The following is a 25,804-nucleotide window of genomic DNA, read 5'->3' on the forward strand; positions in this document are numbered from 1 at the left end:
GCATGGCTGTTGCCATGCAGGACCGTTTTCCTACACATTCTGTTGCAGGACTGAAGCAGCCGACAAGCCACATCCACATGGGGCATTTCGTTCCAAAGAAGCAAAAGGACGGATTGGTGATTCATCGGCTACTCAGGAGGGTAAGGAGATGGCTTCAAGGACTTCATTAGAATAAACTCCAGTCAAATTCCTTGGAAAGACGCTCAAGCAGATGCACGCCTGCAATGCTGTTTCCTTTCCGATTCAGAGCCGGACCTACAAGACCGATGCCAAACTGTCCTGGAACCAGGGTCAGTATTCCACCCGACACTCCACTCTTGGCAGGCAGTCCGACCTGAATCGCAAATTCGCCGGATGCATTATACATACCGCAGGTGGTCATGAACGTTTTGGCAATCTGTACATAACGACGAGGGATAAGCTCATTTCCAGTGATGGGATCTGTCCCGTCATAAGCAAGCACCAGTGCCATACGGGCCAGATCCGCACAAGTCACCTCGATGGAGCAATGGCGGAAATAGACGGCAAGCACATCTTCGACATCATCCTTGAGTACGCCATTATGCTTCAGAAAATAACCAAGCGAGCGGTTCAGATGGCCAGTTTCCCATTCGGACCGATATACTGCTTCGTTGTAGTCCAGTCGATCATTATTCGCCAGCTTACGGAAAAATTCCAAAATGCGCCGGGACTTCTCCTCTTTGCAATCCCCGCCAATCAGGGACGATACCGTAATCGCGCCCGCATTGATCAATGGATTAAACGGAATGCCCGGTTCCACCAGTTCGAGCTTGATCATGGAGTCATAATCATCCCCGGTAGGTTCTTTTCCTACATTAAAAAAGACCGCTTCCTCCCCATGATCCATCAGAGCCAGAATAAGTGTAAATACCTTGGAGATACTTTGCATCGTAAACGGGACACCACAATCTCCGGCCGACACATGATTGCCTTCGGCGTTCATGATATGTATACCCAGTTCGTCCTGCGAAGCCTTGAACAACTCGGGAATATAAGAAGCCACCTTCCCCTGTCCAGTATGCAAACGGCTGGTCTCCAGCCATTCGGGCAGCAATAAATTCAATTGTTCCATTGCAGTATTGCTCATCTCCATCTCCTCCAAATCTCTGTATGAGCATTTCGCGTGCTTTCGAATGATGAGTTCCCATCGAAGTGATGCAAAATGCCCGGGATAGTATGTATTACCCGCAAGCCTGATCCCTTAGCGCTTTACCTGAAGATTCAGCTCCAGAATTTCGCCGGGTAATCCCTCATAATCCCCCACCCATGTGGATACAAAGTTCTGTCTGAGCAATATTTGACGGGATGCCGCATTGGACGGATCGATAACCGCATAGAGTACAGCAATTCCTGCCGCTTGTGCCTGAATAATCAGCCGAGCTGCAATGGAAGTCCCGTGTCCTTTCCCCCAGTGTTCAGGCAGAATCATATAACCCATTTCCGCCCGCGATGAATCGGATTCATCCGGGATCAGTTTAGCGTAGGCCATCCCTACCCCGTCTTCACCGGATATCCGATAATATCCGCAGTCATTCCCCTGATTATAATTCAGCATGGATTCAAATTCCGCTGTAGCTTCATGCTCAGGCAGAGCACGTTCGGTAATTTGTTGCATAACTTCAATATTGGACACAAGAGCATAATAATCAGCAAAATCAGATGATGCATATTTCAAGAAATTCATGACGGACATACCTCCTCTAAATGGCTAACAAGAACTTGCTCTTTTGATTTCACCTAGAGTATACCAGAAGCAAAGTATGCATTGCACACAACCGCTTCATGTACAGAAGTCTCTCTCCTCTCCGGTTGAGCTGGTACCAAAAAAGCGGCCTCCACAGAGACCGCCCAGCTTGCTTTTTATAAAATAGAACTTCGTCCCCATACGATCAGCTTGCCCGGGATGAAGGGTTAAGATTCATCTGCTGTTCACGTTGACGTGTACGACGTCCCTGACCCGGAGGCGTAATAATCAACGCCAGCAGGAGCGAGACGGCACACAGTACGGCGATCACAATAAAGGTAAGGTGGAATCCGCCCAGCAGGGCGCTGATAAACGATCCGGCCAAGGCACCCAATCCAAATCCCTGATAGATGACGCCGTAGTTTTTGCTCTGATTTTTCAGTCCGAAGTAATCTGCCACAATCGCCGGGAAGACCGTGATATTGCCACCAAAGCAGAACGCGATAGCGGCTACACAGGCGAAGAAGATGCCAAAGCTCAGCGGTACCAGACTCAGCGTCATTACGGCAACAGCCGTAACCAGCAGTGCTCCGGCAATGACTTTCATCCGTCCCACTTTATCCGACAGCGCACCCAGAATGATACGTCCAGCGGTGTTAAAGATGGCAACCATCGCCACCGCATTGGCAGCTGTAGCCACGTTAAGTCCTGCCAGCTGCACACCGATGTCTTTCACAATACCGATTAGATATAGCCCACTCATACATGCCGTGAAGAAAATAACGAACAGCATGTAAGCTTCTTTCGTACGCAGCATTTCTTTGACCGTATAATCATGACGTACTTCTTGTTGCTTCGGACCTTCGGTGCTGCTTGCTGGAGCTTGTTCACGAACTACCGCTTCACGGATCAGGAACGAGCCGCCCACAATCAATACCAATACAATAATGCCCCAATACATAAAGGCTTGAGCAGGACCAACAGCACCGATTAATGCCGAGTTCACGTATTTGAACAACAGACTACCCGTACCAAAGGCCCCGACCGAAATACCCGAGATCAGACCTTTTCGCTCAGGAAACCATTTGATCAGGTTGGACAGGGAAGTAATATATGCCGTACCATCGGCGAATCCAACCACAAATCCAGCCAAGATGTAGAGCAGTGTCAACGAACTCACTTGAGAACTAAGCACGAGTCCCAGACCAAGCACCACACCGGCTACCCGAATCAGGCGACGAAGCCCCCATCGTTCTTGCAGTCGTCCTGCAAACAGTGTGGCAAATGCCAAAGCAAAACTGGTTATCGAAAAAGTTATCGCGACCGAGCTGACGTCCCATCCGAAACGATCAGACAGCGGTTGATTAAATAAACTCCAGGTGTAGATGGTTCCGAGACCCATTTGTACAATAATGGTGCCCAGTACAATAAGCCAGCGGTTCATTTTCATAGATGTAGATGCTGAATTAGGTGTGGATGAAATAGCTGCTTTCATCGTAATCTCCCCTTTGCCGATGTCATATATATGAATGCGTTCACAAGCTAATCATACATGAAAGGGGATTCATTACACCGATTTGAGCATGAGTTGCATCAGAAGCGGAATGAAATGCCTCTAGATGCGCATGAGCTGCCTGAATTCCTTGACCTTGCCCCGGCTAACAGGCACTTCAGCCTCCAGATCGCGTAGGCGAAGCAGATACGTATTGTTAAACCAGGGCACAATTTCACGGATTTGAGACAAATTCACCACGTAAGAGCGGTGACATCGGAAAAAGGTCTCTTGCGGCAAACGGCCGTGAAAATCCGAAATACTGACCGGCATCGTAAACTCACCGTTTTTGGTATACACCTTCGTGACTTTCTCTTGTGCTTCCGCATAATAAATATCGGCGGTGTCTGTCACAATAATATTGTCATTGCGCAGCAGATTGATACGTCGTCCCGTCTGAGCATTGGATTCCCGCACCTGCATCGTGGATGCAGACCATTCATCGTTCACTTGAGCCACATGGTTAGCCTGTCCATCGTCGCTGCCACGTTCACGATTCTCCTGCTCATGATCCCTTCTGAACGCCGTTTCAAGTTTATTCAGCATCGCAGCAATCCGTTTCTCATCATAAGGCTTCAGAATATAGTCAAACGCCTCCAGCTCAAAAGCTTCTGCCGCATGTTCCTTATAGGCTGTTGTAAATACGATATATGGCTTGCTCGCAAACTTCCCAATATGATGTGCCAGCATCATGCCGTCCAGCGAAGGAATGTTTATGTCTAGAAAAATAACGTCGACTTCCTGCTCCTGCAGAAACTTCAGCACATCCAGTCCATCTTCCAGACAATCTACCACTTCAATTTGGCTATGTTCCTGTATCAAGTAATTCAGTTCCTCACTTGCCGGAATTTCATCTTCAACGATAAGGGCTCTCATTAACCGTTCATCACCTTGTCACTACATCTCCTTTGGGTACATCAAATAAAATATCGGTTCCTTGCTCCCCCCTCGTAATTGTTAACCCCTGCCCATAAATGAGCTTTACCCGCCGATGTACGTTGTACAAACCGATTTGGTTGGCAGGCATCCGGTCATGGTACACACGCTCAATAATGTCGGCTCCAATACCTGCTCCTGTGTCACTGACCCCAATCCGCACAAAGTCAGGATAATCCTGTACCCGAATCCGTACAGTCCCGGGTCCTTTTACCTTGAGAATGCCGTGGATAATGGCATTTTCCACAAGCGGCTGGATGACCAGACTTGGAATATGCACAGCCACCTCATCAATGTCATAGATGACGTTAAGCCTGCTGCCGAAGCGAGCCTTCTCAATTTCTACATAATTGCGGACCTGCTCCAGTTCCTTATGAATATCAATAAGCTCATCTGACAGCTCCAGGTTATAGCGCATATATCCCGACAGATTAACGATTAACTCACGTGCCCGATCCGGCTTGGTGCGAATCGATGAAGCAATGGCGTTCAGCGCATTGAATAGAAAATGAGGATGAATCGTGGTCTGTAATGCACGCAGCTCCGCCTTATTGGCCGCAGCCTTGATCTCCTCCACACGAGATACTTCCATCTGGGTGGAAATAATCTGGGACAGGCCCACAGCCATCGTTTGCAAAGGATACGTGATCTTGTACGCTTTGCGGTAATAAATTTTCAGAGCCCCCGTCACTTCGCCCCGCTCTTTGAGTGGAATGATGAGGAGGGAGTGAATATCCGGCGTTTTTTCATCAATAACATCATTGCTAATCGTAATCTCTCCGCTGGAGATCGTTTTCTTCGTCATCTCACTAATAATTTCATTCCCGATATGATATCGTTCCTCACCAAACCCCACATAAGCCAGTACATTTCGGGTATCCGTAATCGCAACCGCATCCGCCTGAATATCCTCCTGAATAATCCGGCAAATCTTCCGCAAAGAATCTTCGTCAATGGAACGGAAGTATGGCAAGGTCTTGTTCGCAATCTCCAGCGCCAGCTTGGCCTGACGAGCCGCAATCATTTCCTTTTCCCCTTCCACACTCTGCACCAGCAGCACGATCAGCCCAATATTCATCTCACCCAATATCATCGGCAATGCAATCTTCGAGACAATATCCGCTCCCAGCGGATCGGGATAGGAATACAACAGAATCAGCAGCATCGTAAGTGCCTCACAGATCATTCCGGCCGCAATACCGACCATCCAGCGCTTCGACTTGGGCGTATACTTATGTATATAACCGGACACCAGACCTGCCAGGATACTCGTAATCAGACAGGGGATCGCCGTAATCCCATCCATATCGATCAAGTACCGATGCACCCCGGAGACAATCCCGGTAATGATGCCTACAGGCGCTCCAAACAGAATGCCGCCAGACATGATCGCAATAATGCGCACATTCACCAGCGAGCCTTCCACATTAATTCCGGTATAGGTACCAAAGATGGCAAATGCACAGAATAACAACGTAACCGCAATGTACTCCTGCCATCTCAATTTTCCCTTTTGCAAAATCTGCCTAAACCGCGGTATCCTCGACAGAAAGAATAAAAATATAATCAGCAGTGCCGCCCGTTCAAACAACCCCAGCAGCATCGAAAACATCTCCGTCAATCTGACTTCCTCCACATCCGTCAAAAATAAACGCCCATGATCGTAGCAGCGTTTTCTCACCTTGAGTCCATATATGCTCGTATGCAACAGTTTACCGCTCCCCCAGGAGGAAAGCAAAGTCAATCCTGTGAAAATGAGATGTACAGGAATTTAGTGGACAGTCTCTTACCTGTTGAATAGACGAAACAGAATTCATTTTATTCCAATTGATTCTCTTCTCTACACATAAAATATCACTTCCATAAATCCACTGTGTTATAATTAATTGGAACATTATGCTAATTGGTTCAATGTAATTTATTAAGAAAGGTGTATTACATGTTTATAATGCTATTGATAGGTTCACTCCTGCTTTTTAGTGGTTTGTGGCACATCGTTTACTTTATCTCGAAGCGCACCAAAAACCCTGATCGTTCCTCTGCTCATGTGCTGAGAATGATCTTAAGTATTTCAACCCTCGTACTAATAGCTGAAAACTACATATATAAAACAATACCCTCTAACAACATTTTAATTTTAGTATTTATTGCATCCTTAATAGCCACCAGTTCTTTCTTTGTTAAGAATAAAGAGCGATGAGATGGCACAATCTTTTTCTCTAGCTAACATGCGAAGTCATAAAAAATTATCTAAAGTTCTTCTATTAAAAACTGCCTTATAATCAACATGCTCCGTTTATCTCGTATTCCAAGGAGGAATTTACTTAATGAAAAATCTCTCTTATGGTATTTTATCTCTATGTTTAATTGGAATCTTACTTCTCTCAGCATGCGGAAAATCACACGATAATAACACCCTTTCCAATAACGAAAAACCGAACAACACAACAAGCCAAGTCCCTTCAACCAACATTACACCAACAAACATTGAACGTCTGATTGGACTAACAGAGATTGAAGCAATTAAGGACATCACAGCGGCTGATTTTAAGAAAGGTGTCTATATTAATTTCGACAAATATAAAAGCAGCTTCTTTGACGAAAAGATTATCTCCAAGTTAAGTAATAATCTTGAATCGGTTGTAGAGAATAACGAAAAGAAGTTTAAACAGAATCTGAATAAAAAGTCTTTGGAATCCATCAGAGAACGCTTTTATTACAAAAACACAGCCGACCAATTCATGTTCTATGAGTTAGATCTTTTAGAAAAACTCGATCATCCAGAACAAATTAGAGCAGGCGTACGCTTTGCAAGAAAATCCTCATACGGAAGTATTGAGAATCAAGGTATTACCTACTTCTTTACTAAAAACGAAGAAGGTGAATGGGGTATTGAAAATATAGATTAATTCCCACTACAGTGTTTTGTATCATGCTGCTAAAAATAAAAAGGGGTTCCATAAGTCATCTTCCTGACTTATGGAACCCCCTTCCACTAAATTACTTCATACACATTCGATGTAATATGGTTTTTATAAAGTGAAACTAAAATTTACACAATAACGGAGAGGACAGAAAAAACCTGAAGAAGCGAAGCGTGCGCCTTTATCCCCAGATTTTCCCCTTTGAAAAAGGCAATTCGAAAAATCCGGGGATAACAGCGCTCGGAAGGTTGTTCTGTCATCGTAGTGCCCCGTGTAAATGAAACTGTTTCATTTTATACCACCCAACATGACATCGAATCCCTACCTAAACATGCCCCACAGCTTAATCAAATGAAACGTATTGTTCGGATCGATCTTCTGCGCAAGGACAAAAGCAACGAATTGTTCCTCTTGAGCCGTTGAAAAATTCTCGTTCAAAATGACCGCTGACGACTTGACCAATCTTCTCACCTTGGCCTTATCCTGCAAATCAGACTTGGAGACCCCATCTATCAACTTTTTGATACGCTCTTTGACAGCGGGATTTTTCATCTTCGTTTTGATCCGCTCCACCAGCTGCGGACTGATTCCATATTGTTGGTAACCCAAAACGTACAGCACCTCCTGAATAATGAACTCACTTCTTATTCATATGACAGAAGGGCCTGTACACTTGACATATTCCCACGGAAAATGTGGAAAACCACAACTCGGCAGCCCAATCAATCGATCAGATCCCCCTGGAATACTTGCTGCTGCTGTAAAAAATCACGTAAAGGCGCGTAGTCAACAGAGGTCCAGAAGCTTGCATCCGCAATCAGGCTGGACACGTCATCCCGGGCCTGCTCCAATACGGCAAAATCCGCAACCATGTCGGCAAGACGGAACTCGGGTAATCCACTTTGCTTCGTACCAAAGAAATCGCCCGGTCCCCGCAGATCCAGATCCCGACGGGATACTTCGAATCCATCTTCGGTTTCTGTCATGACCTTCATGCGCTCCTGCCCAACCTCCGTCTTGGGGTCAGCAATGAGCACACAATAGGAGGCATGAGCGCCCCGACCGACCCGGCCACGAAGCTGATGCAGCTGCGACAGACCGAAGCGGTCCGCATCCATAATGACCATCAGCGTTGCGTTAGGCACATCAACCCCGACCTCCACAACCGTTGTGGAGACCAGAAGCTGAATATCGTTACTATAAAAGTCACGCATCATCTCTTCCTTCTCGCCAGCCGTCATCCGTCCATGCAGCAGACCTACACGGTACTTCGGAAAGTTCTGCTGCATCTGGATATGAAGATCAATCGCATTCTGTACATCCAGCTTCTCCGACTCTTCAATGAGCGGACAGATCAGATAGGCTTGACGTCCTTGGTCCACTTCTCGCGAAATAAAACCAAGCACCCGGTCCATCATGTCATGCTTAACCCAGTACGTCGAGATTGGAATCCTTCCTTTTGGACGTTCCGAGATGGTCGACACTTCAATATCACCAAAAGCCGTAATGGCCAGTGTACGTGGAATAGGTGTCGCCGTCATCGTTAACACATCCGGGTTGTACCCTTTACGCCGCAAAATGCTGCGCTGGTTCACACCGAAGCGATGCTGTTCATCCGTAACGACAAGACCCAGGTCGCGGAAAAATACATCCTCCTGAATCAGAGCGTGTGTACCCACCACAATGTCGATCATACCCATCTGCAAGGATGCAATCAGATCTTTGCGCTTCCGTCCATTCACACTGCCCGTTAACAGCCCCACCGTTACGCCAAAAGGTTCAAATAGCTTTTGCAATGAGCGCATATGCTGTTCTGCCAGAATCTCCGTAGGGACCATCAGAGCTCCCTGAAAACCGGAACGAACGGTTGTATACAGGGCAATTGCCGCAATAACCGTTTTTCCAGAGCCTACATCGCCTTGCAACAGACGGTTCATCGAATACGGTGAACGCATATCATGCAGAATTTCAAGCTCTACCTTCTTCTGTGCATCCGTCAGTTCAAATGGCAGACTGCGAACAAACTCGCGAATCGTTGTATTATCCGTTGTATGCACTACACCATCCATACGGTCCCGGTTCAATGCACGATAAGCCTGCATCTTGAGTTGAAACAAAAATAGTTCCTCATACACCATCCGCTGTCTGGCCTGCTGGCCTTCCCGGTTATCCTGTGGGCGATGAATTCCGGCAATCGCCTGTTTGCGGGGCATGAATCCATATTTCTTCATGAGTGATTGAGGCAGAATTTCGGGGATCATGTCCCCGAACTGGACTAACCCCTGATTAATCGTTTTGCGCATCCAGGACTGTGTAAGCTTGCCGGTTACCGAATACACAGGCTGCAGCGTGCCCGATCGTCCTTCCCCTTTATCCGGGAATTCCGAATCTGTTACAGTCATCTGCATACGCTTCTGTTCCCATTTCCCCGTAATCACAATCTCCCGGTTGGGTGTAAGCTGCTCCTTCAAAAAATGCCGATTGAACCAAGTGGCTGAAATCATCCACTCTTCCGTCATTACCTTACAGGTAAGGCGTGACTTTTTGCCATAACGCTGCAAAACCGGGATACCCATCACTTTACCCTGTACCGTAATTTTGTCCCCATCCTTGACTTCGCTGAGCGAACGCAGACGATAGTCCTCATAACGGAACGGATAGTATTCAAGCAGGTCTTTTACAGTAGAGATGCCAAAGGCGTGAAGCTCTCCCTCTTTGAGAGCACTCACGCCGCTAATTTGTTTAACCGATATTTCTTCCCATTTCATGTCTAATCCCTCATTCCGGAACAGGCCACATAAAGATGGCAATTACGCCTGGCCCAACATGGCTGCCAATGACGGCTCCAATATTGGTATACACCACTTCATTCAGTGTAAAATGCCCACGCAACTGCTCTGCACAAGCGATCGCTGATCCGGGGTCTGCGGTATGACCTACCGCCAGATTAACACGTTGACCCGCCAGATCCTGCTGAAACAGCTCAATAATGCGTGCCATGGCTTTTTTGTGACCTCTGACTTTCTCCACTGCGTAAATAACGCCTTCCTCATCAATGGACAAGATCGGTTTAATATTCAGCAGTGTTCCCAAGATGGCCGCAGCCTTGCCAATCCGACCGCCTTTCTGTAAATACTCCAAGGTGTCTACAAGAAAGAACAGCTTGCGGCTCCGCTGCATAGCTGCTACAGCCGCAGCAATCTCCGCTGCGGATTTGCCTTGCTCGGCAAGCTCGGCAGCCTGTACGACCAATAATCCATATCCATAGGATGCAGACTTCGAATCCAGTACCGTTATATCGCCTTCACGTTCCAGCAACGATTTGCCGAGCAGCGCCGATTGATAGGTACCACTCATACCGGAAGACAAATGAATCGATACAATGGACCGTTCCGGGTCCTCATCCAACAGTGTGTTATAGATATTCATAAAATCAGTGGGAGAAGGCTGTGAGGTTGTAGGCAGCACAGATGCCTTCTCCAACTTTGCATAGAACTGTTCTGAAGTCAGATCAACACCGTCTGCATAAGCTTCTTCCCCAAACAGAACACGCAGCGGAACAACATGAATCCCGTATTTACGTACCAGTTCTTCGGGTATATCCGCGGTACTGTCGGTTACGATCGCAACCTTGTGGCTCATGAGATCCCTCCTCTTTGCTTAAGTGCTATAGTGCATGTTCAAATAGTGATCCATTGGGGACTTTTTGAACAATCTCTATTAGGACTCTACAGAGAACAAATAATAATAAACCGGCTGTCCTCCAAGATGCACCTCTACCTCAGCATCAGGATATTGTTCTTCGAGCCAAGCTACAAGCGCATCAGTAATCTCAGGGGTCGCCTCGTCCCCTTCGAGAATGGTAATCACTTCATCTCCGCTCTCCATCATCTGTTGCAGCAAGCCTTCACATGCGTGCAGCATGCTTTCGTCTGTTGCCACGATCTTGGAATTGTGGATACCGATGTAGTGTCCCGCTTTGATATCAAGCTCATCATATTGCGTATCTCTGACCGCATGAGTCACTTGACCAGACTGCACCCGGCTAATTGCCTCAAGCATATGGTCACGGTTGGTTTCCGCAGACTCATCCTCCTGGAAAGCAAAAGCCGCTGCCATGCCCTGAGGAATCGTCTTGCTCGGAATGACTGTAATTCGGCGCTCATCTTCAAGCAACTCTCCAGCCTGCTGCGCAGCAAGTACAATGTTGGAGTTGTTCGGCAAAATAAACACCTGTTCCGCTGCAATCGAACGCACCGCTTTCACAAAATCTTCAGTGCTCGGATTCATCGTCTGTCCACCAGACAGAACAACATCCACGCCGAGACTCTTGAAAATCTCTGCAATGCCATCCCCGGAAGATACCGCGATAAAGCCATATGGCGCCATCTCATCTGCTGGTGGCTCCGCTTGCTCCAGACTGCGTGTTGCTTCAGGCGGGATCTCTGCGAACAATTCAGGCGATGGCGCTATGTCCATGCCAGCAGTCAGCAGATCACGATGCTGCTCACGCATATTGAGAATGTGAATTTGTGTGATTTCTCCATAACGGAGGGCCAGGTTTAATACATCTCCAGGTGTCTTGGAATGCACGTGAACCTTAATCACTTCATCGTCAGCAATAATAATGATGGAATCTCCGTTAACTGACAACGCTTTCCGGAATGCCTCGTCATCGAATGCAACGCCTGCGTTCTCTCCCAGCTCGCGATTAATAAAGAACTCCATGTCATACAGGAACTCAATATCTTCCGTTTCCAGTCTCGCTTGAGCAGACATTGGCATCTCCGGCACGATCACCTGCTGTGCAGGCTTCGCAGGAATTAGTTCTGACGGTGCAGCCGGTTTCAATGCAGACGAAGCTACGGTTGGCTGTACGTCTTTCTGAAAGGTTGTGCGACTAGCCCCGTCCGTTTGCAACAGAACGTCCATAAAGCCCTCGTAGATATATACAAGCCCCTGGCCGCCTGAATCCACAACGCCGACCTGTTTCAATACAGGCAGCAGTTCCGGAGTCATTGCCAGTGCTTCTTTTGCTTTTAACAAAACTTCATTCATTAATTCAGTTATATCATTCGTCCGTCTTGCGTAGTAGCTGGCATGTTTCGCCGCTTCCTTGGCTACGGTAAGAATGGTCCCTTCAACGGGTTTCACTACAGCTTTGTAAGCTGCGTCCACACCGTTCTGCAGGGCTGCGGCGAACTGGAGTGTATTCAGTTCCTCGTAAGGAGCAGCTGAACGACTGAATCCACGGAACAATTGAGATAAAATTACTCCGGAGTTCCCCCGTGCACCCATAAGCAGGCCTTTCGATAAAATACCGGCAGCTTCTCCGATGGAGGCAGAACTCTTGCGTTTAATCTCTGCGACTCCTGCACTCATTGTCAAATTCATGTTCGTTCCCGTGTCGCCATCCGGCACAGGGAAAACATTCAGGGAATTGACGTGCTCCGCATGCTGTCCAAGTTGTTCCGCTCCGGCAAGTACCATTGCGGTGAAATCTGTTCCATTTAAAGAACGTATACTCAAGTGAGAATTCCCCTTCCTAGCTTGATACACGAACATCTTGCACCAAGATGTATCTGGTCTGTTCATGCGCAAACGCATATCGCGTTATTCTTCGTCCATACCTTGTCCGGCACAGGCATACAATACATAATGTCAGCCGGATTAACGGTCTGGGCGGCCGGGCAACCGATATCCTGCAATTGCTCTGTAACCCCTAATTCGGGGCATACGGATATGCACCGGTATCAAGAGCCGGCATGAATGCCGCATGGAGACTGGTGCCAATGATGGAATGCCGCAGCTCACAGCGTTGCCAAAAAAGCAGACCACCGACCTCTAAGGCCGGTTTTTTCTCCGGCTACCCCGTGGCAACAGCCTGTTCACCACTGTATTATGGACTATTCAACATTGTACTATATTAGACAGGAGAAATAAATAAAGTTTTTGGATCAGTTGACGAAGCTTTTTTCAATATGATATTATATTCAAGTATTGTTTTATGCAGGTTTAGTAATGGAAATGATCCGGCTATGCCGGCTTGAACACACCATTAGCTACTGGAACCTGGCCATTGCGGTCAGGAAGAACAATTTTAGTCCGTATGGAATGACATTCGTGTCTCCGGAGGGCAACTGGTTATTTTAGGATAGGAGGTGTAATCTATGTCTCGCAAATGTTATGTGACAGGTAAGAAACCGGGCACCGGTAACCACGTATCCCACGCTAACAACCGTAACCGTCGTTCTTGGGGCGTAAACGTTCAGAAGGTCCGTATTCTCGTGAACGGTAAACCAAAACGTGTATACGTAAGCACCCGTGCACTGAAAGCCGGTAAAGTGACTCGCGTATAATCACGCACAGCTACTATAAATCGGGTAAGCAAAAAGCACCTTGTTCCTTGCAGGTGCTTTTTTGGTATTCAGAAATAAAATCATGAATACACACATCAGCATGTGAATGGCCGCCGCATGGCGCTTCGCAGGTCCGAATTCCAGATGATCCTGAAGCCAAAGCGGCGGTATTCGCCAATGTAACCATTTAATCATGTCAGTTCTTTTGAAACGTATTAAGAATTGCCTTTACAAACCCTCCCAAAAACTTCGGCAGTTTGAATGTGTAAAATTTCATACTTCACCCTCCCCATCATGCTCATGCATCCGCCGTATCTTATGCTCCAGGCCTTCTTTACGTTAAACACGACAAAAAAGGCTACATGAGAAACCTGCTCATGTAACCATATTTATGCGGAACCCTCTGTCCCTATTCCACAATGACGAGCCCGGTTATCAGGTCATTTACGTTTGGGTAGGGATATATTGATAGACAGCAATCATGAATACACTCAATAAGTAATACAGTATGCTGAATATCACAAAAGTAACCCGAAGTCCTGTACGGTCAAATTTGCGGAAGTACATAATGACAACACCAACCCCGATCAATGACGTAATCGCATTATAAGGGGATTGAATAACCGCAAACATAGCCAGCACCAGTCCCGTAACGAGACTTGCAGCCATTGTCCACAGCGTCTCCTTGAGGTTCATGCTCAGCCTCCGTAGCTACTGCGAATTTCGGCAATCGCGGCAGCCCGATCTTCACGTCCAAATACAGCACTTCCCGCAACAAGCACATCCGCTCCCGCTTCCACCACAAGTGGAGCCGTGTCGGCAGCAATACCGCCGTCCACTTCAATATGCACATCATGACGTCCTTTTTCGTTCAGCCAGCTGCGAATTTGCTTGATTTTGTTCATGGTGCCGGAGATGAAAGCCTGTCCACCAAAACCTGGATTTACGGTCATGACAAGCACCATATCCACATCGTCCAGCACTTCCTGAATAGCACTCGCCGGAGTTCCCGGATTAAGGGCAACCCCTGCTTTGACTCCCTGCTCCTTGATCAGATGAATAACCCGGTGCAGATGCACACAAGCTTCGGCATGAACCGTAATAACGGCAGCACCAGCTTTCGCGAATTCCTCGACATAACGCTCCGGATTCTCAATCATCAAATGAACATCAAGTGGCAAGCTTGTATGTGGAGCGATCGCTTTTACAATCGCAGGTCCAAGCGTAATATTAGGGACAAAATGACCGTCCATGACATCAATATGAATCCAGTCTCCGCCAGCAGCTTGGGCTTCCGCCACTTCCGCGCCTAGACGGGCAAAATCCGCAGATAAAATAGATGGGGCAATTTTAATCATGTTAGTACCTCCGCTTCTTGTCTTTCATTTCTGTAAGGAATTGTTCGTAATGGTGATAACGGCTTTCGGAGATCATTCCCTCCGCTTTGGCTGCAAGCACTCGGCAACCTGGTTCATGCGTATGCGTACAACCTCGAAACTTACACTGGTCCGCATATTGAGCGAACTCCCGGAAACAAGTGGATAGCTCCTCCACACCAATCTCTAGAAAGTCCAGTTGGCTGAATCCCGGCGTATCGGCGACAAAGCCACCATTATCCAGGGGGATGAGCTCCACGTGTCTGGTGGTGTGTTTCCCTCGGCCTAGACGCATACTGATTGCACTGGTCTCCAGCGTCAGGCCTGGCATCAGGGCGTTTAGCATGGAAGATTTACCTACACCGGATTGTCCGGAGAATACGCTAATCTTGCCGGCAAGACGCTTCTTGAGTTGTTCATTGCCTTCACCGGTTCGTGAACTGGTCGAGATAACTTCATATCCGACCTGCTCGTATAGTGCCTTTACTTCAGCTACTGTATCACGTGCATCGTTTTCCGGATCAGCCAGGTCCTGCTTGGTGAGCACAATCAGTGCATCCAGTCCGGCTTGCTCAATATGTACCAGGAATTTGTCCAGCAGATTGAGATTCATGTCCGGTTCTTTCACGGAAAATAACAGAACAGCCAGACTTACATTGGCTACCGGGGGACGAATCAACTCCGTCTCACGTTTTCGAATCTCATCTACTGTTCCTTCCCCGTTCTCTGTCAGCATATAACTGACACGGTCACCCACAAGCGGTGAGGTACCTCGTTTTCTGAATATGCCCCTGGCCCGGCATTGAACGGCGGAGCCTTCAACCGAAGGCACCCCGTTATCTTCCAATGGCATGACATAATAGTAACCGCTTAGCGCTTTAACGATGATACCTTCTGGCATAGCTCCGTCGCCCTCCTTTAATTTACAGTACATCTACCCTGAACGTCAGCAATAAGCCGCCCTTACGGACGGCTTGATGCGTTAATGACTTCCTTTTTCTTATCTTTCCCCTTGACGTGACCATTACCGTTCTTCATCGCAGAAGTATCTGCCTCTTCGTTGTCCCCTTCACCCTCAACAGGTGTATCAGGTTCACCTTCCTGATTCGTATCCACGGTGCCTTCGTCACCACCACCGCCTTGATCAGGCTCCTCCGTTGTTGGAGGTGGCTCTGCACCCTTCTCGGGCTCAATGGTAGGCACAACTACCGTCCCGTTTTTGGCCTCAGTGTAGGATACTAGATACGTATCCAGGAACTGGCCATCCCGGTAGACAGAGACAACACCATCCACGTTTGGAGCCAAAATAAGCGGAATTGTCAGCATCTGGGCAGACTTGATGGTACGAGTTCCCCATTCCTGACTTTTGCCACGAGCATCCTCGAAAGTAATTCGAATTTTGCTGCTCTTTCCTACTTCTTTTGGCGAAACGTTAATGTTATAGGCGTAGTTCAGTGCCTCATTCGGATATCCTGTACTAATGAAAATGGTAATTTTATCACCAGGATTCACCTCTGCACCGGCTTCCACAGGCCATTGCTGTGTCACTTTGCCTTTATCTACGGTGTAACTCGGTTCTTCCTGAACCTGTGCAAGGACAAGGTCGGCGGATTTAAGTATACTCTCCGCCTCACTTCGAGTACGGTTTTTCAAGTCCGGCATTTTTATCGTTTTGGAGCCTTGGCTCACAGTCAGAACAATTTCAGTCGCTTCGGGATCAAATTCTTCATTAACTCCTGGGGTCTGGGAGATCACGTTCCCGGATGCAATGTCATTCGAGAAATCATCCTTCCGTTTGATCTGATCCTCATTGATACCAAGAGCGATCAACTTCTTGACAGCCTCATCATAGGTATTGCCTTCAACGCTAATCATTTTGGTCAGTTCTTTTTCAGCCCCGACACTCAGCTGGACCTCAGATCCTTCTTTGACGATATCGCCTTCATCCCTGCTCTGATCGAATACAATACCCGGCTCAATGCCTTCCTTGTACTCGCGGATGACATTATCACTGACAACAAGCCCGTTATCCTGCAGCATCTGACGAGCCTTTTCTTCGGTCTGACTCACAACATTGGGAACCTTCACATCAGGCACAACAAGCATGCCTCTCACGTACCATACAACTCCAACCATCGCGATAAGAATAAGCACCGTCAACGAGATCAGCAGCGCTGGCTTCTTCCAATTCTTTGTTTTGGGTTTGCCCTTGTTGTTATCATCATCAGACTCCATCACGGGTGCAGCACCTGTAGATGTGACCCCACGCGGCTCCGGCTTGATCGCCGGCATGACACGTGTCTGATCGATATCATCCTCATCCGGAAAATCAATCTTCGTTTCATTACGTCTTTCCGGCATCAGGCAGGTTTCCAGATCTGTCTGCATTTCTTTCGCAGATTGGTAACGCTCCTGCGGATTTTTGCGCATGGATTTCAGAATAACGTTCTCCACGCTTTGCGGAATCAGCGGATTGAATTTGCGTGGTTCATCAAACTCTTCCTGTAAATGCTTCAAAGCAACGCTGATCGGACTTTCTCCCAGGAACGGAAGCTGCCCAGTTAGCATTTGATAGAGTACGATACCAAGAGAATATAAGTCCGATTTCTCGCCAGTCACAATGCCTTTGGCATGCTCAGGTGAGAAGTAATGAACGGAACCGACTACCGAGCCGGTCTGTGTAATCGTTGTGGACGTAACCGCACGGGCTATCCCGAAATCTGTTACTTTCACACGACCATTACGGCCAATCAATATATTATGGGGTTTGATATCCCGATGAATGATCTGATTATGATGTGCATGATCGAGAGCATCTGCAATCTGGGAGGCGATCCGAACCGCTTCGTCCACCTGCAAAGGCGCCCGCTCTTTAATAATTTCATTCAGGTTTTTGCCTTCGACATACTCCATAACAATGTAATGAACTTCATCTTCCTGACCCACATCATAAATACTGACCACGTTAGGGTGAGACAGCGATGCTGCGGATTGTGCTTCCCTGCGGAAACGGCGAATAAATTCTTCGTCATGCACAAATTGCTGTCTTAACACTTTGATGGCAACATTCCGGTTGAGCAACAGATCCTGGGCCTTATACACAAGAGCCATGCCGCCGCCGCCGACACGCTCGATCACTTCATAGCGTCCGCCTAGCTGGTGCCCAATCATGACTCACACCCCGTTTCCGATATCACGGAACCTTCCTTTTGCAGTTCAAACAAAGCTATCGTGATATTGTCATCTCCACCCGCAAGCAAAGCCAGCTGAAGTAAACGATCAGCCCGATCTTCCAACGCCAGTTCCAGATTACCTGCGACCTGAATGATCTGCTCATTGCTGACCAGATTACTAAGCCCGTCGCTGCACAATAGAAGAACTTCGCCTTCTTCCAGCTTAACGGTATCCAGATCCACCTTCACTTCAGCATCTGTCCCAAGTGCACGTGTCAGCACGTTGCGACGCGGATGATGTGAGACATCTTCTTTGCTGATCTGACCATTTTTGAACAATTCATTCACCAGTGTATGGTCCTCGGTCAACTGGATCACATGTTTATTTGCAATTTTGTATGCCCTGCTGTCACCGATGTGACCAATAACGCCTTCCGTATCATTCAGCAATGCCGCAACTACGGTGGTCCCCATGTTATGATAATTATCATCCGTAGATGCCGTGCGGAAGATCACTTCGTTGGCATGCAAAATAGCATCGCTCAATGCGGCTGACAAAGACGCATGTGAAAGACCCGGCTCAAGCGTCCCCAGATCCTGCACCAACGTCTCGACCGCCAGGCGGCTCGCCGTATCTCCTGCAAGATGACCGCCCATACCATCGGCAACAATACCCAGAATATAACCTGTATCGAGATTTCGAATCCAGGCTGAATCTTCATTCACCGAACGCACCCGTCCGATATGGCTCACATGAACTGTTTTGATCAAAACGTTCTCACCTCAACTCCATATGCTTTGCACGAAGCTGACCGCAAGCGGCAGCAATATCATGTCCCTGTTCACGACGAATGGTTACATTAACACCCTGCTCCGAGAGAATCTTCTGAAAATTGAAAATGTCGCTTCTGGATGTTCTTACGTACTTGCGCTCAGGTACATGGTTGACCGGAATCAGGTTTACGTGGCACAGCATGTTCTTAAGCACGCCTGCCAATTCTGCCGCATGTTCCGGCTGATCATTCACACCGCCGATAAGTGCGTACTCAAACGTAATTCTGCGACCCGTTTTGGCCAAATAATAACGCAAAGACTCCATTACATCTTCGAAAGGAAAACGACGGTTTACCGGCATCAACTTGGAACGCAAAGCATCATTTGGCGCATGGATGGAAATCGCCAGGTTAATCTGCGTATCTTCATCTGCAAATTTATAGATGTTCGGTACAATTCCACTTGTAGACACGGTGATATGGCGCTGACCGATATTCAGCCCTTTTTCGTGAATCATGATCCGCAGGAACGTCATCGTGGCTTCATAGTTTTCAAAAGGCTCCCCTGAACCCATGATCACGATACTGCTGACCCGCTCACCGCGTTCATCCAGAATTTTTTGGGCTTGCACAACCTGAGCGACAATTTCGCCAGCTGTAAGGTTACGCTTGAGTCCGCCCAGCGTAGAGGCACAGAACGTACAGCCAATCCGGCATCCAACCTGTGTCGTTACACAGATGCTGTTACCATAGTTGTGCTTCATGATAACTGTTTCGATCGCATGTTCATCATGCAGACCAAACAGGAATTTCACTGTTCCATCCTTGGATTCAAACTTTGTAATTTCAGTAAGTGTAACAAATTCAAATTGTTCAGTCAGCTTTTCACGGAGCGCTTTGGACAGATTCGTCATTTCACTGAAATCATTCACACGTTTCACATAAATCCAGTCGAAGATCTGACCACCGCGAAATGCCGGTTCCCCGTTCTCAATAGCCCATTGTTGCAGCTCCTCCAGGGAATAATCATATATAAAAGGTTTCATTTTGTTGTCAACACCTATTCCTTCTTTTCTTTTCGTTTGGCTTCCTTTTTTTCGTTCCATTCGTCCTATTCTATCACAAAGACCACTTTACATCCATGTATACCCTTGATGCCTTTACTTCATGCATTATAACACCTCAATGCCTGCATCGCACCCTATCATCACTTTTAACTGATCATTAACCTTCAGTCTTATCACAAAGAAATCCGCCGAAGTTCCCCTCGGCGGCTGTCCTTCAGTGCTCTATTAAACTGTTAATCCGCTATCCTTGTCAACCTCGCAATGAAAAAACCGTCACTGTGAGCGTACTGTGGCAGAATCTGCACACCACCGTTCACAACCTTCCACTCGGCTGTTTCCAGACCAGACCAGGCAGACTCTTCAGCCGCTTTGTATTCCGGATGGCGGTCCAAAAAGTCAGCAACCCTATGCTCGTTCTCCGCAGGCTCGATTGTACACGTGCTATATACCAGAATACCACCTGGCTTTAATAGGGGTGCAACCCGATCCAGCAGTTCACGCTGCAGATTGGAGATATCCTGAATGTCTTCAGCAGTTTTGGTCCATTTGACATCCGGCTTGCGGCGAATAACACCCAGACCGGAACACGGCGCATCCAGCAGGATGCGGTCAAACGATGCCTCTGGATAACGCTCATCCAGATCAAGGGCATCACCTGTCACCGCATCAATACAGCTGAGTCCGAGACGATCTGCCTGATCCATGATCAACTGACGTTTATGAGCATGTACATCATTGGCAACAATCCGTCCACGGTCCTGCATTTTCTCTGCCATATGGGCTGTCTTGCCACCAGGAGCTGCACAGCAGTCCAGTACCGTCTCACCTTCCTCAGGCCCAACAGCCTCAGCTACAAGCATCGAACTTTCATCCTGTACGGATAACAAGCCATCCCGATACCAGGACGTAAGTGCCATATTACCACCACTGCGAACGAGAATGCCGTCGGGACTAAGCCGGGAAGGTTCCACGACTGCCCCCGTGCTCTCCATCTCTTGCATCATTTTCTCGCGTGTCGTCATTGTCGTGTTCACACGAACACTAACCGCAGGCGGCTCATTATTTGCACGACAGATCGCTTCCGCTTTCTCTTCGCCATATTGACTGATCCAGCGTTCAACCATCCACAGCGGGTGAGAGTGCTCAAGTGAGATACGTTCAGCAGCAGGCAGATGTTCGGGAATTCGCAGTTCATCCCGATTGCGGATCATGTTCCGCAGAACACCGTTCACCATGCCAGAGATACCCTGATGTCCCAATTTCTTAGCCAAATTGACAGCTTCACTCACCACGGCGTGTTCCGGAATACGGTCCAGATACAGCATCTGATATACGCTAATGCGCAGCAAGCTGCGAACCCAGGGTTGCAGTTTGGATACGCCTTTGGCTACATATCTTTCCAAAAAATAATCAAGGGTATTCCGTCGCGCGATCGTACCATAGACCAGTTCTGTTGCCAGTCCAGCATCTGCCGGACTAAGCTCGGCTTCCTTCAAACGCCGGTTCAGTTCAAGGTTGCTGTAAGCCCCTTCTTGCTCAACGGCGCTGAGCACCTTCACTGCGAGTGCACGCGCGGAGGTTTTGGGCCGTGGAGTGCGGGAGACACCATTTGCAGCGGACTGGGATGCAGACCTGTTCCCTGCACCACCAGATTTCCCGGAGTTTGGACGACCCTGGTTTCCTCCGCGCCCGGATGTATTTCCTGCGACTTTATGACCCGTTCCTGACGGGCGGCCCGGTGTATTTCCGCTCATTGCAGCACCGTTCCCGGTTTCAGGGTTCCGCCACGTGCAAAGTCAGCAGCTTGCATTACCTTTTTACCCGCAGGCTGAACCTCAGTAAGCCAGAGAGAACCGTCACCTGTGCGAACTTCAATGCCGTTCTTGCCCAATTGTAATACCGTTCCCGGCTCGGCTTGTCCAGCATCCGAAGACGTGAGTAGACCCGCCTGCCCCGGATTTGCTGCTGCCCAGACCTTGAAGACCTGCTCATCCCACATCGTAAATGCACCCGAGAACGGCACAAGACCGCGAATTTGATTGAACAATTCACGCGACGTTCGATTCCAGTCCATCTTCTCGTCATCCCGAGTCAGATTGCGAGCATACGAAGCCTCGGCTTCATCCTGAGGGACAGCCGTTGTTTCGCCTGCAACCAGTCGCGGCATTTCTTCCTGAAGCAATTTGGAGCCTGCTTCACTAAGCTTTACAAACATGGACCCTGATGTATCTTCATCCGTAATCGCCACTTCCACACGTGAGATCATATCCCCCGTATCCAGGCCTTCCGCCATAAACATCAGCGTAACTCCCGTCACCGACTCTCCATTAATAATGGAACGTTGAATCGGGGCACCACCGCGATATTTGGGCAAAAGAGAACCATGCACGTTCACACAACCACGAACGGGCATATCCAGCACAGCTTTGGGCAGAATCTGCCCAAAAGCCGCAGTCACTATCAGATCCGGTTTCCATTCAGCCAATCGGGCTACAGCTTCTGGGGCACGCAGTTTCACGGGTTGAAATACAGGCAGGCCGTGGCGTTCTGCCGCAGCCTTGACTGGTGTTGGTGTAAGCACCTTTTTGCGGCCCTGTGGTTTATCCGGCTGTGTCACTACACCAACCACGTTATATCCCTCGGCGATAAGCATGTCGAGAGACGGAACTGCAAATTCAGGCGTTCCCATAAAAACAATATTCAAATCAATCACTCCTTAGTTACGACGCGGCCCGGTTTGATCGGCTGCAATTTCGTACACTTTTTCAGCAATATCCGTAAAGAGTACGCCATCCAAATGATCAATTTCATGCTGGAAAGCACGAGACAACAAGCCACTTCCCGTAATAATCAGTTCTTTGCCTTCACGGTCCAGTCCCTTTACGGTAACCGTCTCAAAACGACGCACATCACCGTTAATGCCAGGGATACTCAAGCAGCCTTCGGGTCCAAATTGCTCTCCCTCGCTCGAAATGATCTCCGGATTGATCATCTTGATCAGGCCCTGCTCATCTCCGCAATCAATCACAATGAGGCGCTTCAAAATACCAACCTGTGGTGCAGCAAGACCTACGCCCTCTGCGTCATACATTGTATCTGCCATATCATCCAGCAGCTTCTGAACATTCGGTGTAACTTTGGTTACTTCTTTAGCTCTTTTGTGTAGTACCTCATCCGGTTCTTTCACAATAATACGAATCGACATGTTGTAAGCACCTTCCTAATCCTCATCATAATTTCAGGACATCAGGCTCATTCAAAAAAAAGTACTGATTTTCTGCTATGTAGCAGGTATCAAAAACTGATTTTAAAGATCGAGCCATCATTCATGTTGTTTTTAATCTATGTTTATACCGCTTGTTTGCATCCGCATTTTACTACAAAATGCTTACATTAACATTTGCGGGTCTACATCCAGACTAATTTGCAGCTTCTGCGCCTGAACATCGTCGTCCATACGCCGGGCCGTCGCGAGCGCCAGTCCAATGGCGTCGACATCCCCCCGCCATTTTATCATACATTGGAATCGGTATCTATTCTTGATCCGAGGAATGGGCGATGCTACCGGACCAAGCACGTCAAAGGCGTCATTGCTGAAACGATCCAGACTTCCCAACCAGCCAGCCGCATTCGCCTTTTCTTTCAATATTCGTGTGTAGTTCTCTGCCAGCCGGATCAGTACTGGAAGCTGTTCATGCGAGAATGTCACCAGAATCAGACGACAGTATGGCGGGTACTGCAAATTGCGCCGATGCAATAATTCCTCACGGACAAACGAAACATAGTCATGCTGGCTCGCATGCCCAATCGAATAGTGCTCTGGTGTGTAGGACTGAACAAATACTTCGCCCGGCAGTTGATGCCGTCCTGCACGGCCCGCCACCTGAGTGAGCAGCTGAAATGTTTTTTCGGCAGCCCGAAAATCAGGCAAATTGAGTGCCGAGTCCGCTGTTATAACACCAACCAGGGTGACATCCGGAAAATCAAGCCCTTTGGCGACCATCTGGGTCCCCAGCAGAACGTCTGCCTTTTTCTCACGAAACTGCTTCAACAGCTTCTCATGTGACCCTTTTTCGCTCGTTGTATCCACGTCCATCCGAATAACGCGAATACCCGGGAACAGCTTGGCCAATTCTTCCTCTACCCGCTGTGTACCCGTACCGAAATATCGAATATGCTCACTGCCGCAATCCGGACACACCTCTGGTGCTGCTTCCGCATATCCACAATAGTGACAACGAAGATTGTTGGAGCGCTGATGATAGGTTAGTGAAATATCACACTCGGGACAGCCTGCAACGTATCCACAACTGCGACACATCACAAAGGTGGAATATCCGCGTCGATTCAGCAGAAGCACCGTCTGTTCCCCACGCTCCAACCGCTCCTCCAGCCCTTTATGCAAGGCGCGGCTGAACATCGAGCGATTTCCATCCTTCAGCTCTTCCCGCATATCAACAATCCGTACCTCTGGCAGCTTGTTCCCCAGTGCGCGGGTAGGCATCTCCAGCAAAAGTGGTGCAAAATCATCATTACTCTGTGAACGTGCAGCATAGTAACTTTCCAACGAGGGTGTCGCCGAACCAAGAACAACGACCGCCTGATGCTGCTGTGCTCTTTTTACCGCTACATCGCGGGCATGATATTTTGGGGTTTCTTCCTGTTTATATGAAGTCTCATGCTCTTCGTCCATAATGATCAGGCCAAGACGACTGAACGGAGCAAAAACGGCTGACCGGGCACCAATGGCAACCGTCACCTGGCCTTCCCGAATTTTACGCCACTCATCATAACGCTCTCCGCCAGACAGACGACTATGCATCACAGCGACCTGATCGCCAAAGCGTCCTTTGAAACGCTCCACCATCTGCGGTGTCAGTGCAATTTCAGGTACGAGCACAATCGCCTGTCGATCCTGTTCAATACAGCGCTGAATGGTCTGAAGGTAGACTTCCGTCTTGCCGCTGCCTGTTACACCATGAAGCAAAAAGACGCCATGGCGTCTCTCCTGCAATCGACCATTGATATTGTTATACACATGCTGCTGTTCGTCGGTCAGATTCAGTGGCTCCGTCGCACGGAACTTACGGCCCTGATAGGGATCACGAAAGACTTCGACGTCCTCCGTTACAACCAACCCTTTCTCCTCCAGCCCTTTGACTGTAGCCGCTGATACCTGAAGTGTGGCCAGCAATTCTTTCATCGCCATGGGCAGCAGTTCTTTCATCTCCAGCAAAAAAGCCAGAACTTCCTTCTGCCGTTGGGCCTTTGCAGGAAACGAATTCAACGCCTCTTCCGCAGCTGCCACATCCACAGCCAGATCAATAGATTTCATCGTTTTTTTATTCAGCTTGTCCTTGATCGCCTGGCTTTCCAGCAGAACACCACTAAGTAACAACTTCTTGATCAGCGCAGCATGATTGGGGTACTTGCGACTCAGTTGTTGTAAGGGAACCTGCCCACGACTCTTCACAAAACGAATAATATCTTGCTGCACTTTCTCTGATGTCGATTCCTCTCCCCACACAAAAAGGACTTCTTCACCAGACTCCGAACCAGCCTTTTGTCCGTCAAGACCATCTCCAAGCGAAATATACCGTTCCGCTTTGCCTTTCAGCGCGGTCGGCACCATCACCTGCAAAGACAAAATGCGGTTGCTGGCATAACGCTCACTCATCCATTCGGCCAATTCCACCAAATCTTCAGACAATGGGGGAACGATATCCAACAGCTCCTGAATCGGTTTGAGTTTGAAAGACTCCGTACCCGTACGAGGCACCAAATCAATGACAAATCCCTGCACCGTTCGATGACCAAAAGGTACACCTACCCTGCTGCCAATCTCAATCCATTCACGCATGGATTCCGGCACCAGATAATCAAAGGGCCGGTCCGTCTGCTTCACAGGAACATCGACAATAACCTTGGCGATCTCCATA

Annotated in this window: 23 protein-coding genes; 2 read left to right on the plus strand and 21 right to left on the minus strand. The window is 48.2% G+C overall.

Annotated elements, in window-relative coordinates; all coding sequences use genetic code 11:
- Positions 1 to 166: 166 nt before the first annotated feature.
- The 5 genes from glsA to P364_RS0115960 all read right to left on the minus strand — a co-directional run bounded on the left by glsA (position 167) and on the right by P364_RS0115960 (position 5,796).
- Positions 167 to 1,108 carry a glutaminase A gene (glsA, locus tag P364_RS0115940; protein WP_024631097.1) on the minus strand — a complete coding sequence of 314 codons (942 nt, stop codon included), beginning with the start codon at positions 1,106 to 1,108 and terminating at the stop codon, positions 167 to 169.
- 114 nt (positions 1,109 to 1,222) lie between these two features.
- Entirely contained in the window at positions 1,223 to 1,705 is a 483-nt protein-coding gene (locus P364_RS0115945) for a GNAT family N-acetyltransferase (RefSeq protein ID WP_052016635.1), read from the minus strand.
- Between the two features lie 205 nt (positions 1,706 to 1,910).
- Positions 1,911 to 3,200: an L-lactate MFS transporter gene (locus P364_RS0115950; RefSeq protein ID WP_173405226.1), complete on the minus strand. Its 1,290-nt coding sequence runs from the start codon at positions 3,198 to 3,200 to the stop codon at positions 1,911 to 1,913.
- 120 nt (positions 3,201 to 3,320) lie between these two features.
- On the minus strand, positions 3,321 to 4,133 hold the full coding sequence (locus tag P364_RS0115955) for a LytR/AlgR family response regulator transcription factor (protein ID WP_024631100.1): 813 nt from the start codon (positions 4,131 to 4,133) through the stop codon (positions 3,321 to 3,323).
- Between the two features lie 10 nt (positions 4,134 to 4,143).
- Positions 4,144 to 5,796, minus strand: a complete 1,653-nt coding sequence (locus tag P364_RS0115960; RefSeq protein ID WP_024631101.1) for a sensor histidine kinase — start codon at positions 5,794 to 5,796, stop codon at positions 4,144 to 4,146.
- A gap of 724 nt (positions 5,797 to 6,520) precedes the next feature.
- Between P364_RS0115960 and P364_RS0115965 the strand changes: the two genes are divergently transcribed.
- Positions 6,521 to 7,102 carry a hypothetical protein gene (locus tag P364_RS0115965; RefSeq protein ID WP_024631102.1) on the plus strand — a complete coding sequence of 194 codons (582 nt, stop codon included), beginning with the start codon at positions 6,521 to 6,523 and terminating at the stop codon, positions 7,100 to 7,102.
- 336 nt (positions 7,103 to 7,438) lie between these two features.
- Here P364_RS0115965 and P364_RS0115970 read toward each other — a convergent pair whose 3' ends face one another.
- From P364_RS0115970 to P364_RS0115985, 4 genes are all read right to left on the minus strand, one after another.
- Positions 7,439 to 7,726 carry a stage VI sporulation protein F gene (locus P364_RS0115970; RefSeq protein ID WP_024631103.1) on the minus strand — a complete coding sequence of 96 codons (288 nt, stop codon included), beginning with the start codon at positions 7,724 to 7,726 and terminating at the stop codon, positions 7,439 to 7,441.
- A 113-nt stretch (positions 7,727 to 7,839) separates the two neighbouring features.
- Complete coding sequence (gene recG / locus P364_RS0115975; RefSeq protein WP_024631104.1) at positions 7,840 to 9,885, minus strand: ATP-dependent DNA helicase RecG; 2,046 nt, start codon at positions 9,883 to 9,885, stop codon at positions 7,840 to 7,842.
- Between the two features lie 10 nt (positions 9,886 to 9,895).
- Complete coding sequence (locus P364_RS0115980; protein ID WP_024631105.1) at positions 9,896 to 10,759, minus strand: DegV family protein; 864 nt, start codon at positions 10,757 to 10,759, stop codon at positions 9,896 to 9,898.
- A gap of 78 nt (positions 10,760 to 10,837) precedes the next feature.
- Positions 10,838 to 12,646, minus strand: a complete 1,809-nt coding sequence (locus P364_RS0115985) for a DAK2 domain-containing protein (protein ID WP_024631106.1) — start codon at positions 12,644 to 12,646, stop codon at positions 10,838 to 10,840.
- Positions 12,647 to 13,287: 641 nt separating this feature from the next.
- On the opposite strand from P364_RS0115985, the gene rpmB reads away from it, so the two are divergent.
- Entirely contained in the window at positions 13,288 to 13,476 is a 189-nt protein-coding gene (rpmB, locus tag P364_RS0115990; protein ID WP_024631107.1) for a 50S ribosomal protein L28, read from the plus strand.
- Here rpmB and P364_RS0115995 read toward each other — a convergent pair whose 3' ends face one another.
- The 12 genes from P364_RS0115995 to priA all read right to left on the minus strand — a co-directional run bounded on the left by P364_RS0115995 (position 13,477) and on the right by priA (position 25,803).
- On the minus strand, positions 13,477 to 13,671 hold the full coding sequence (locus P364_RS0115995) for a hypothetical protein (RefSeq protein WP_024631108.1): 195 nt from the start codon (positions 13,669 to 13,671) through the stop codon (positions 13,477 to 13,479).
- 1 nt (position 13,672) lies between these two features.
- On the minus strand, positions 13,673 to 13,753 hold the full coding sequence (gene spoVM, locus P364_RS35370) for a stage V sporulation protein SpoVM (RefSeq protein WP_019424875.1): 81 nt from the start codon (positions 13,751 to 13,753) through the stop codon (positions 13,673 to 13,675).
- Between the two features lie 167 nt (positions 13,754 to 13,920).
- Entirely contained in the window at positions 13,921 to 14,172 is a 252-nt protein-coding gene (locus tag P364_RS0116005; protein WP_024631109.1) for a hypothetical protein, read from the minus strand.
- Between the two features lie 2 nt (positions 14,173 to 14,174).
- Positions 14,175 to 14,834: a ribulose-phosphate 3-epimerase gene (rpe, locus tag P364_RS0116010; protein ID WP_024631110.1), complete on the minus strand. Its 660-nt coding sequence runs from the start codon at positions 14,832 to 14,834 to the stop codon at positions 14,175 to 14,177.
- Between the two features lies 1 nt (position 14,835).
- Positions 14,836 to 15,753 (minus strand): ribosome small subunit-dependent GTPase A, encoded by a 918-nt coding sequence (gene rsgA, locus P364_RS0116015; protein ID WP_024631111.1) that lies wholly within the window; start codon positions 15,751 to 15,753, stop codon positions 14,836 to 14,838.
- 62 nt (positions 15,754 to 15,815) lie between these two features.
- The gene (gene pknB / locus P364_RS0116020; RefSeq protein WP_024631112.1) at positions 15,816 to 18,023 is read right to left on the minus strand and encodes a Stk1 family PASTA domain-containing Ser/Thr kinase; all 2,208 of its coding nucleotides are present in this window, start codon (positions 18,021 to 18,023) and stop codon (positions 15,816 to 15,818) included.
- Positions 18,020 to 18,796, minus strand: a complete 777-nt coding sequence (locus P364_RS0116025; RefSeq protein ID WP_024631113.1) for a Stp1/IreP family PP2C-type Ser/Thr phosphatase — start codon at positions 18,794 to 18,796, stop codon at positions 18,020 to 18,022. The genes pknB and P364_RS0116025 overlap by 4 nt, the downstream gene beginning before the upstream one ends.
- A gap of 7 nt (positions 18,797 to 18,803) precedes the next feature.
- The gene (gene rlmN, locus P364_RS0116030) at positions 18,804 to 19,844 is read right to left on the minus strand and encodes a 23S rRNA (adenine(2503)-C(2))-methyltransferase RlmN (protein WP_024631114.1); all 1,041 of its coding nucleotides are present in this window, start codon (positions 19,842 to 19,844) and stop codon (positions 18,804 to 18,806) included.
- A gap of 254 nt (positions 19,845 to 20,098) precedes the next feature.
- Complete coding sequence (gene rsmB / locus P364_RS0116035) at positions 20,099 to 21,619, minus strand: 16S rRNA (cytosine(967)-C(5))-methyltransferase RsmB (protein WP_081718001.1); 1,521 nt, start codon at positions 21,617 to 21,619, stop codon at positions 20,099 to 20,101.
- Positions 21,616 to 22,569: a methionyl-tRNA formyltransferase gene (gene fmt, locus P364_RS0116040; RefSeq protein WP_024631116.1), complete on the minus strand. Its 954-nt coding sequence runs from the start codon at positions 22,567 to 22,569 to the stop codon at positions 21,616 to 21,618. The genes rsmB and fmt overlap by 4 nt, the downstream gene beginning before the upstream one ends.
- Before the next feature lie 12 nt (positions 22,570 to 22,581).
- Positions 22,582 to 23,070 carry a peptide deformylase gene (def, locus tag P364_RS0116045; RefSeq protein WP_024631117.1) on the minus strand — a complete coding sequence of 163 codons (489 nt, stop codon included), beginning with the start codon at positions 23,068 to 23,070 and terminating at the stop codon, positions 22,582 to 22,584.
- Positions 23,071 to 23,253: 183 nt separating this feature from the next.
- A complete protein-coding gene (gene priA / locus P364_RS0116050) occupies positions 23,254 to 25,803 on the minus strand; it encodes a primosomal protein N' (RefSeq protein ID WP_024631118.1) in 2,550 nt (849 codons plus the stop codon).
- Position 25,804 lies beyond the last annotated feature (1 nt).

This window comes from Paenibacillus sp. MAEPY2, from assembly GCF_000499205.1.
Classification (GTDB): Bacteria; Bacillota; Bacilli; order Paenibacillales; family Paenibacillaceae; genus Paenibacillus; species Paenibacillus vandeheii.

What these genes read in the sequence shown, in the direction of transcription:
- glsA (WP_024631097.1), bottom strand. Translation starts at nt 1,108, where the DNA reads ATGAGCAATACTGCAATGGAACAATTGAATTTATTGCTGCCCGAATGG.
- P364_RS0115945 (WP_052016635.1), bottom strand. Translation starts at nt 1,705, where the DNA reads ATGAATTTCTTGAAATATGCATCATCTGATTTTGCTGATTATTATGCT.
- P364_RS0115950 (WP_173405226.1), bottom strand. Translation starts at nt 3,200, where the DNA reads ATGAAAGCAGCTATTTCATCCACACCTAATTCAGCATCTACATCTATG.
- P364_RS0115955 (WP_024631100.1), bottom strand. Translation starts at nt 4,133, where the DNA reads ATGAGAGCCCTTATCGTTGAAGATGAAATTCCGGCAAGTGAGGAACTG.
- P364_RS0115960 (WP_024631101.1), bottom strand. Translation starts at nt 5,796, where the DNA reads ATGCTGCTGGGGTTGTTTGAACGGGCGGCACTGCTGATTATATTTTTA.
- P364_RS0115965 (WP_024631102.1), top strand. Translation starts at nt 6,521, where the DNA reads ATGAAAAATCTCTCTTATGGTATTTTATCTCTATGTTTAATTGGAATC.
- recG (WP_024631104.1), bottom strand. Translation starts at nt 9,885, where the DNA reads ATGAAATGGGAAGAAATATCGGTTAAACAAATTAGCGGCGTGAGTGCT.
- P364_RS0115980 (WP_024631105.1), bottom strand. Translation starts at nt 10,759, where the DNA reads ATGAGCCACAAGGTTGCGATCGTAACCGACAGTACCGCGGATATACCC.
- rpmB (WP_024631107.1), top strand. Translation starts at nt 13,288, where the DNA reads ATGTCTCGCAAATGTTATGTGACAGGTAAGAAACCGGGCACCGGTAAC.
- P364_RS0115995 (WP_024631108.1), bottom strand. Translation starts at nt 13,671, where the DNA reads ATGATTAAATGGTTACATTGGCGAATACCGCCGCTTTGGCTTCAGGAT.
- spoVM (WP_019424875.1), bottom strand. Translation starts at nt 13,753, where the DNA reads ATGAAATTTTACACATTCAAACTGCCGAAGTTTTTGGGAGGGTTTGTA.
- P364_RS0116005 (WP_024631109.1), bottom strand. Translation starts at nt 14,172, where the DNA reads ATGAACCTCAAGGAGACGCTGTGGACAATGGCTGCAAGTCTCGTTACG.
- rpe (WP_024631110.1), bottom strand. Translation starts at nt 14,834, where the DNA reads ATGATTAAAATTGCCCCATCTATTTTATCTGCGGATTTTGCCCGTCTA.
- rsgA (WP_024631111.1), bottom strand. Translation starts at nt 15,753, where the DNA reads ATGCCAGAAGGTATCATCGTTAAAGCGCTAAGCGGTTACTATTATGTC.
- pknB (WP_024631112.1), bottom strand. Translation starts at nt 18,023, where the DNA reads ATGATTGGGCACCAGCTAGGCGGACGCTATGAAGTGATCGAGCGTGTC.
- rlmN (WP_024631114.1), bottom strand. Translation starts at nt 19,844, where the DNA reads ATGAAACCTTTTATATATGATTATTCCCTGGAGGAGCTGCAACAATGG.
- rsmB (WP_081718001.1), bottom strand. Translation starts at nt 21,619, where the DNA reads ATGAGCGGAAATACACCGGGCCGCCCGTCAGGAACGGGTCATAAAGTC.
- def (WP_024631117.1), bottom strand. Translation starts at nt 23,070, where the DNA reads ATGTCGATTCGTATTATTGTGAAAGAACCGGATGAGGTACTACACAAA.
- priA (WP_024631118.1), bottom strand. Translation starts at nt 25,803, where the DNA reads ATGGAGATCGCCAAGGTTATTGTCGATGTTCCTGTGAAGCAGACGGAC.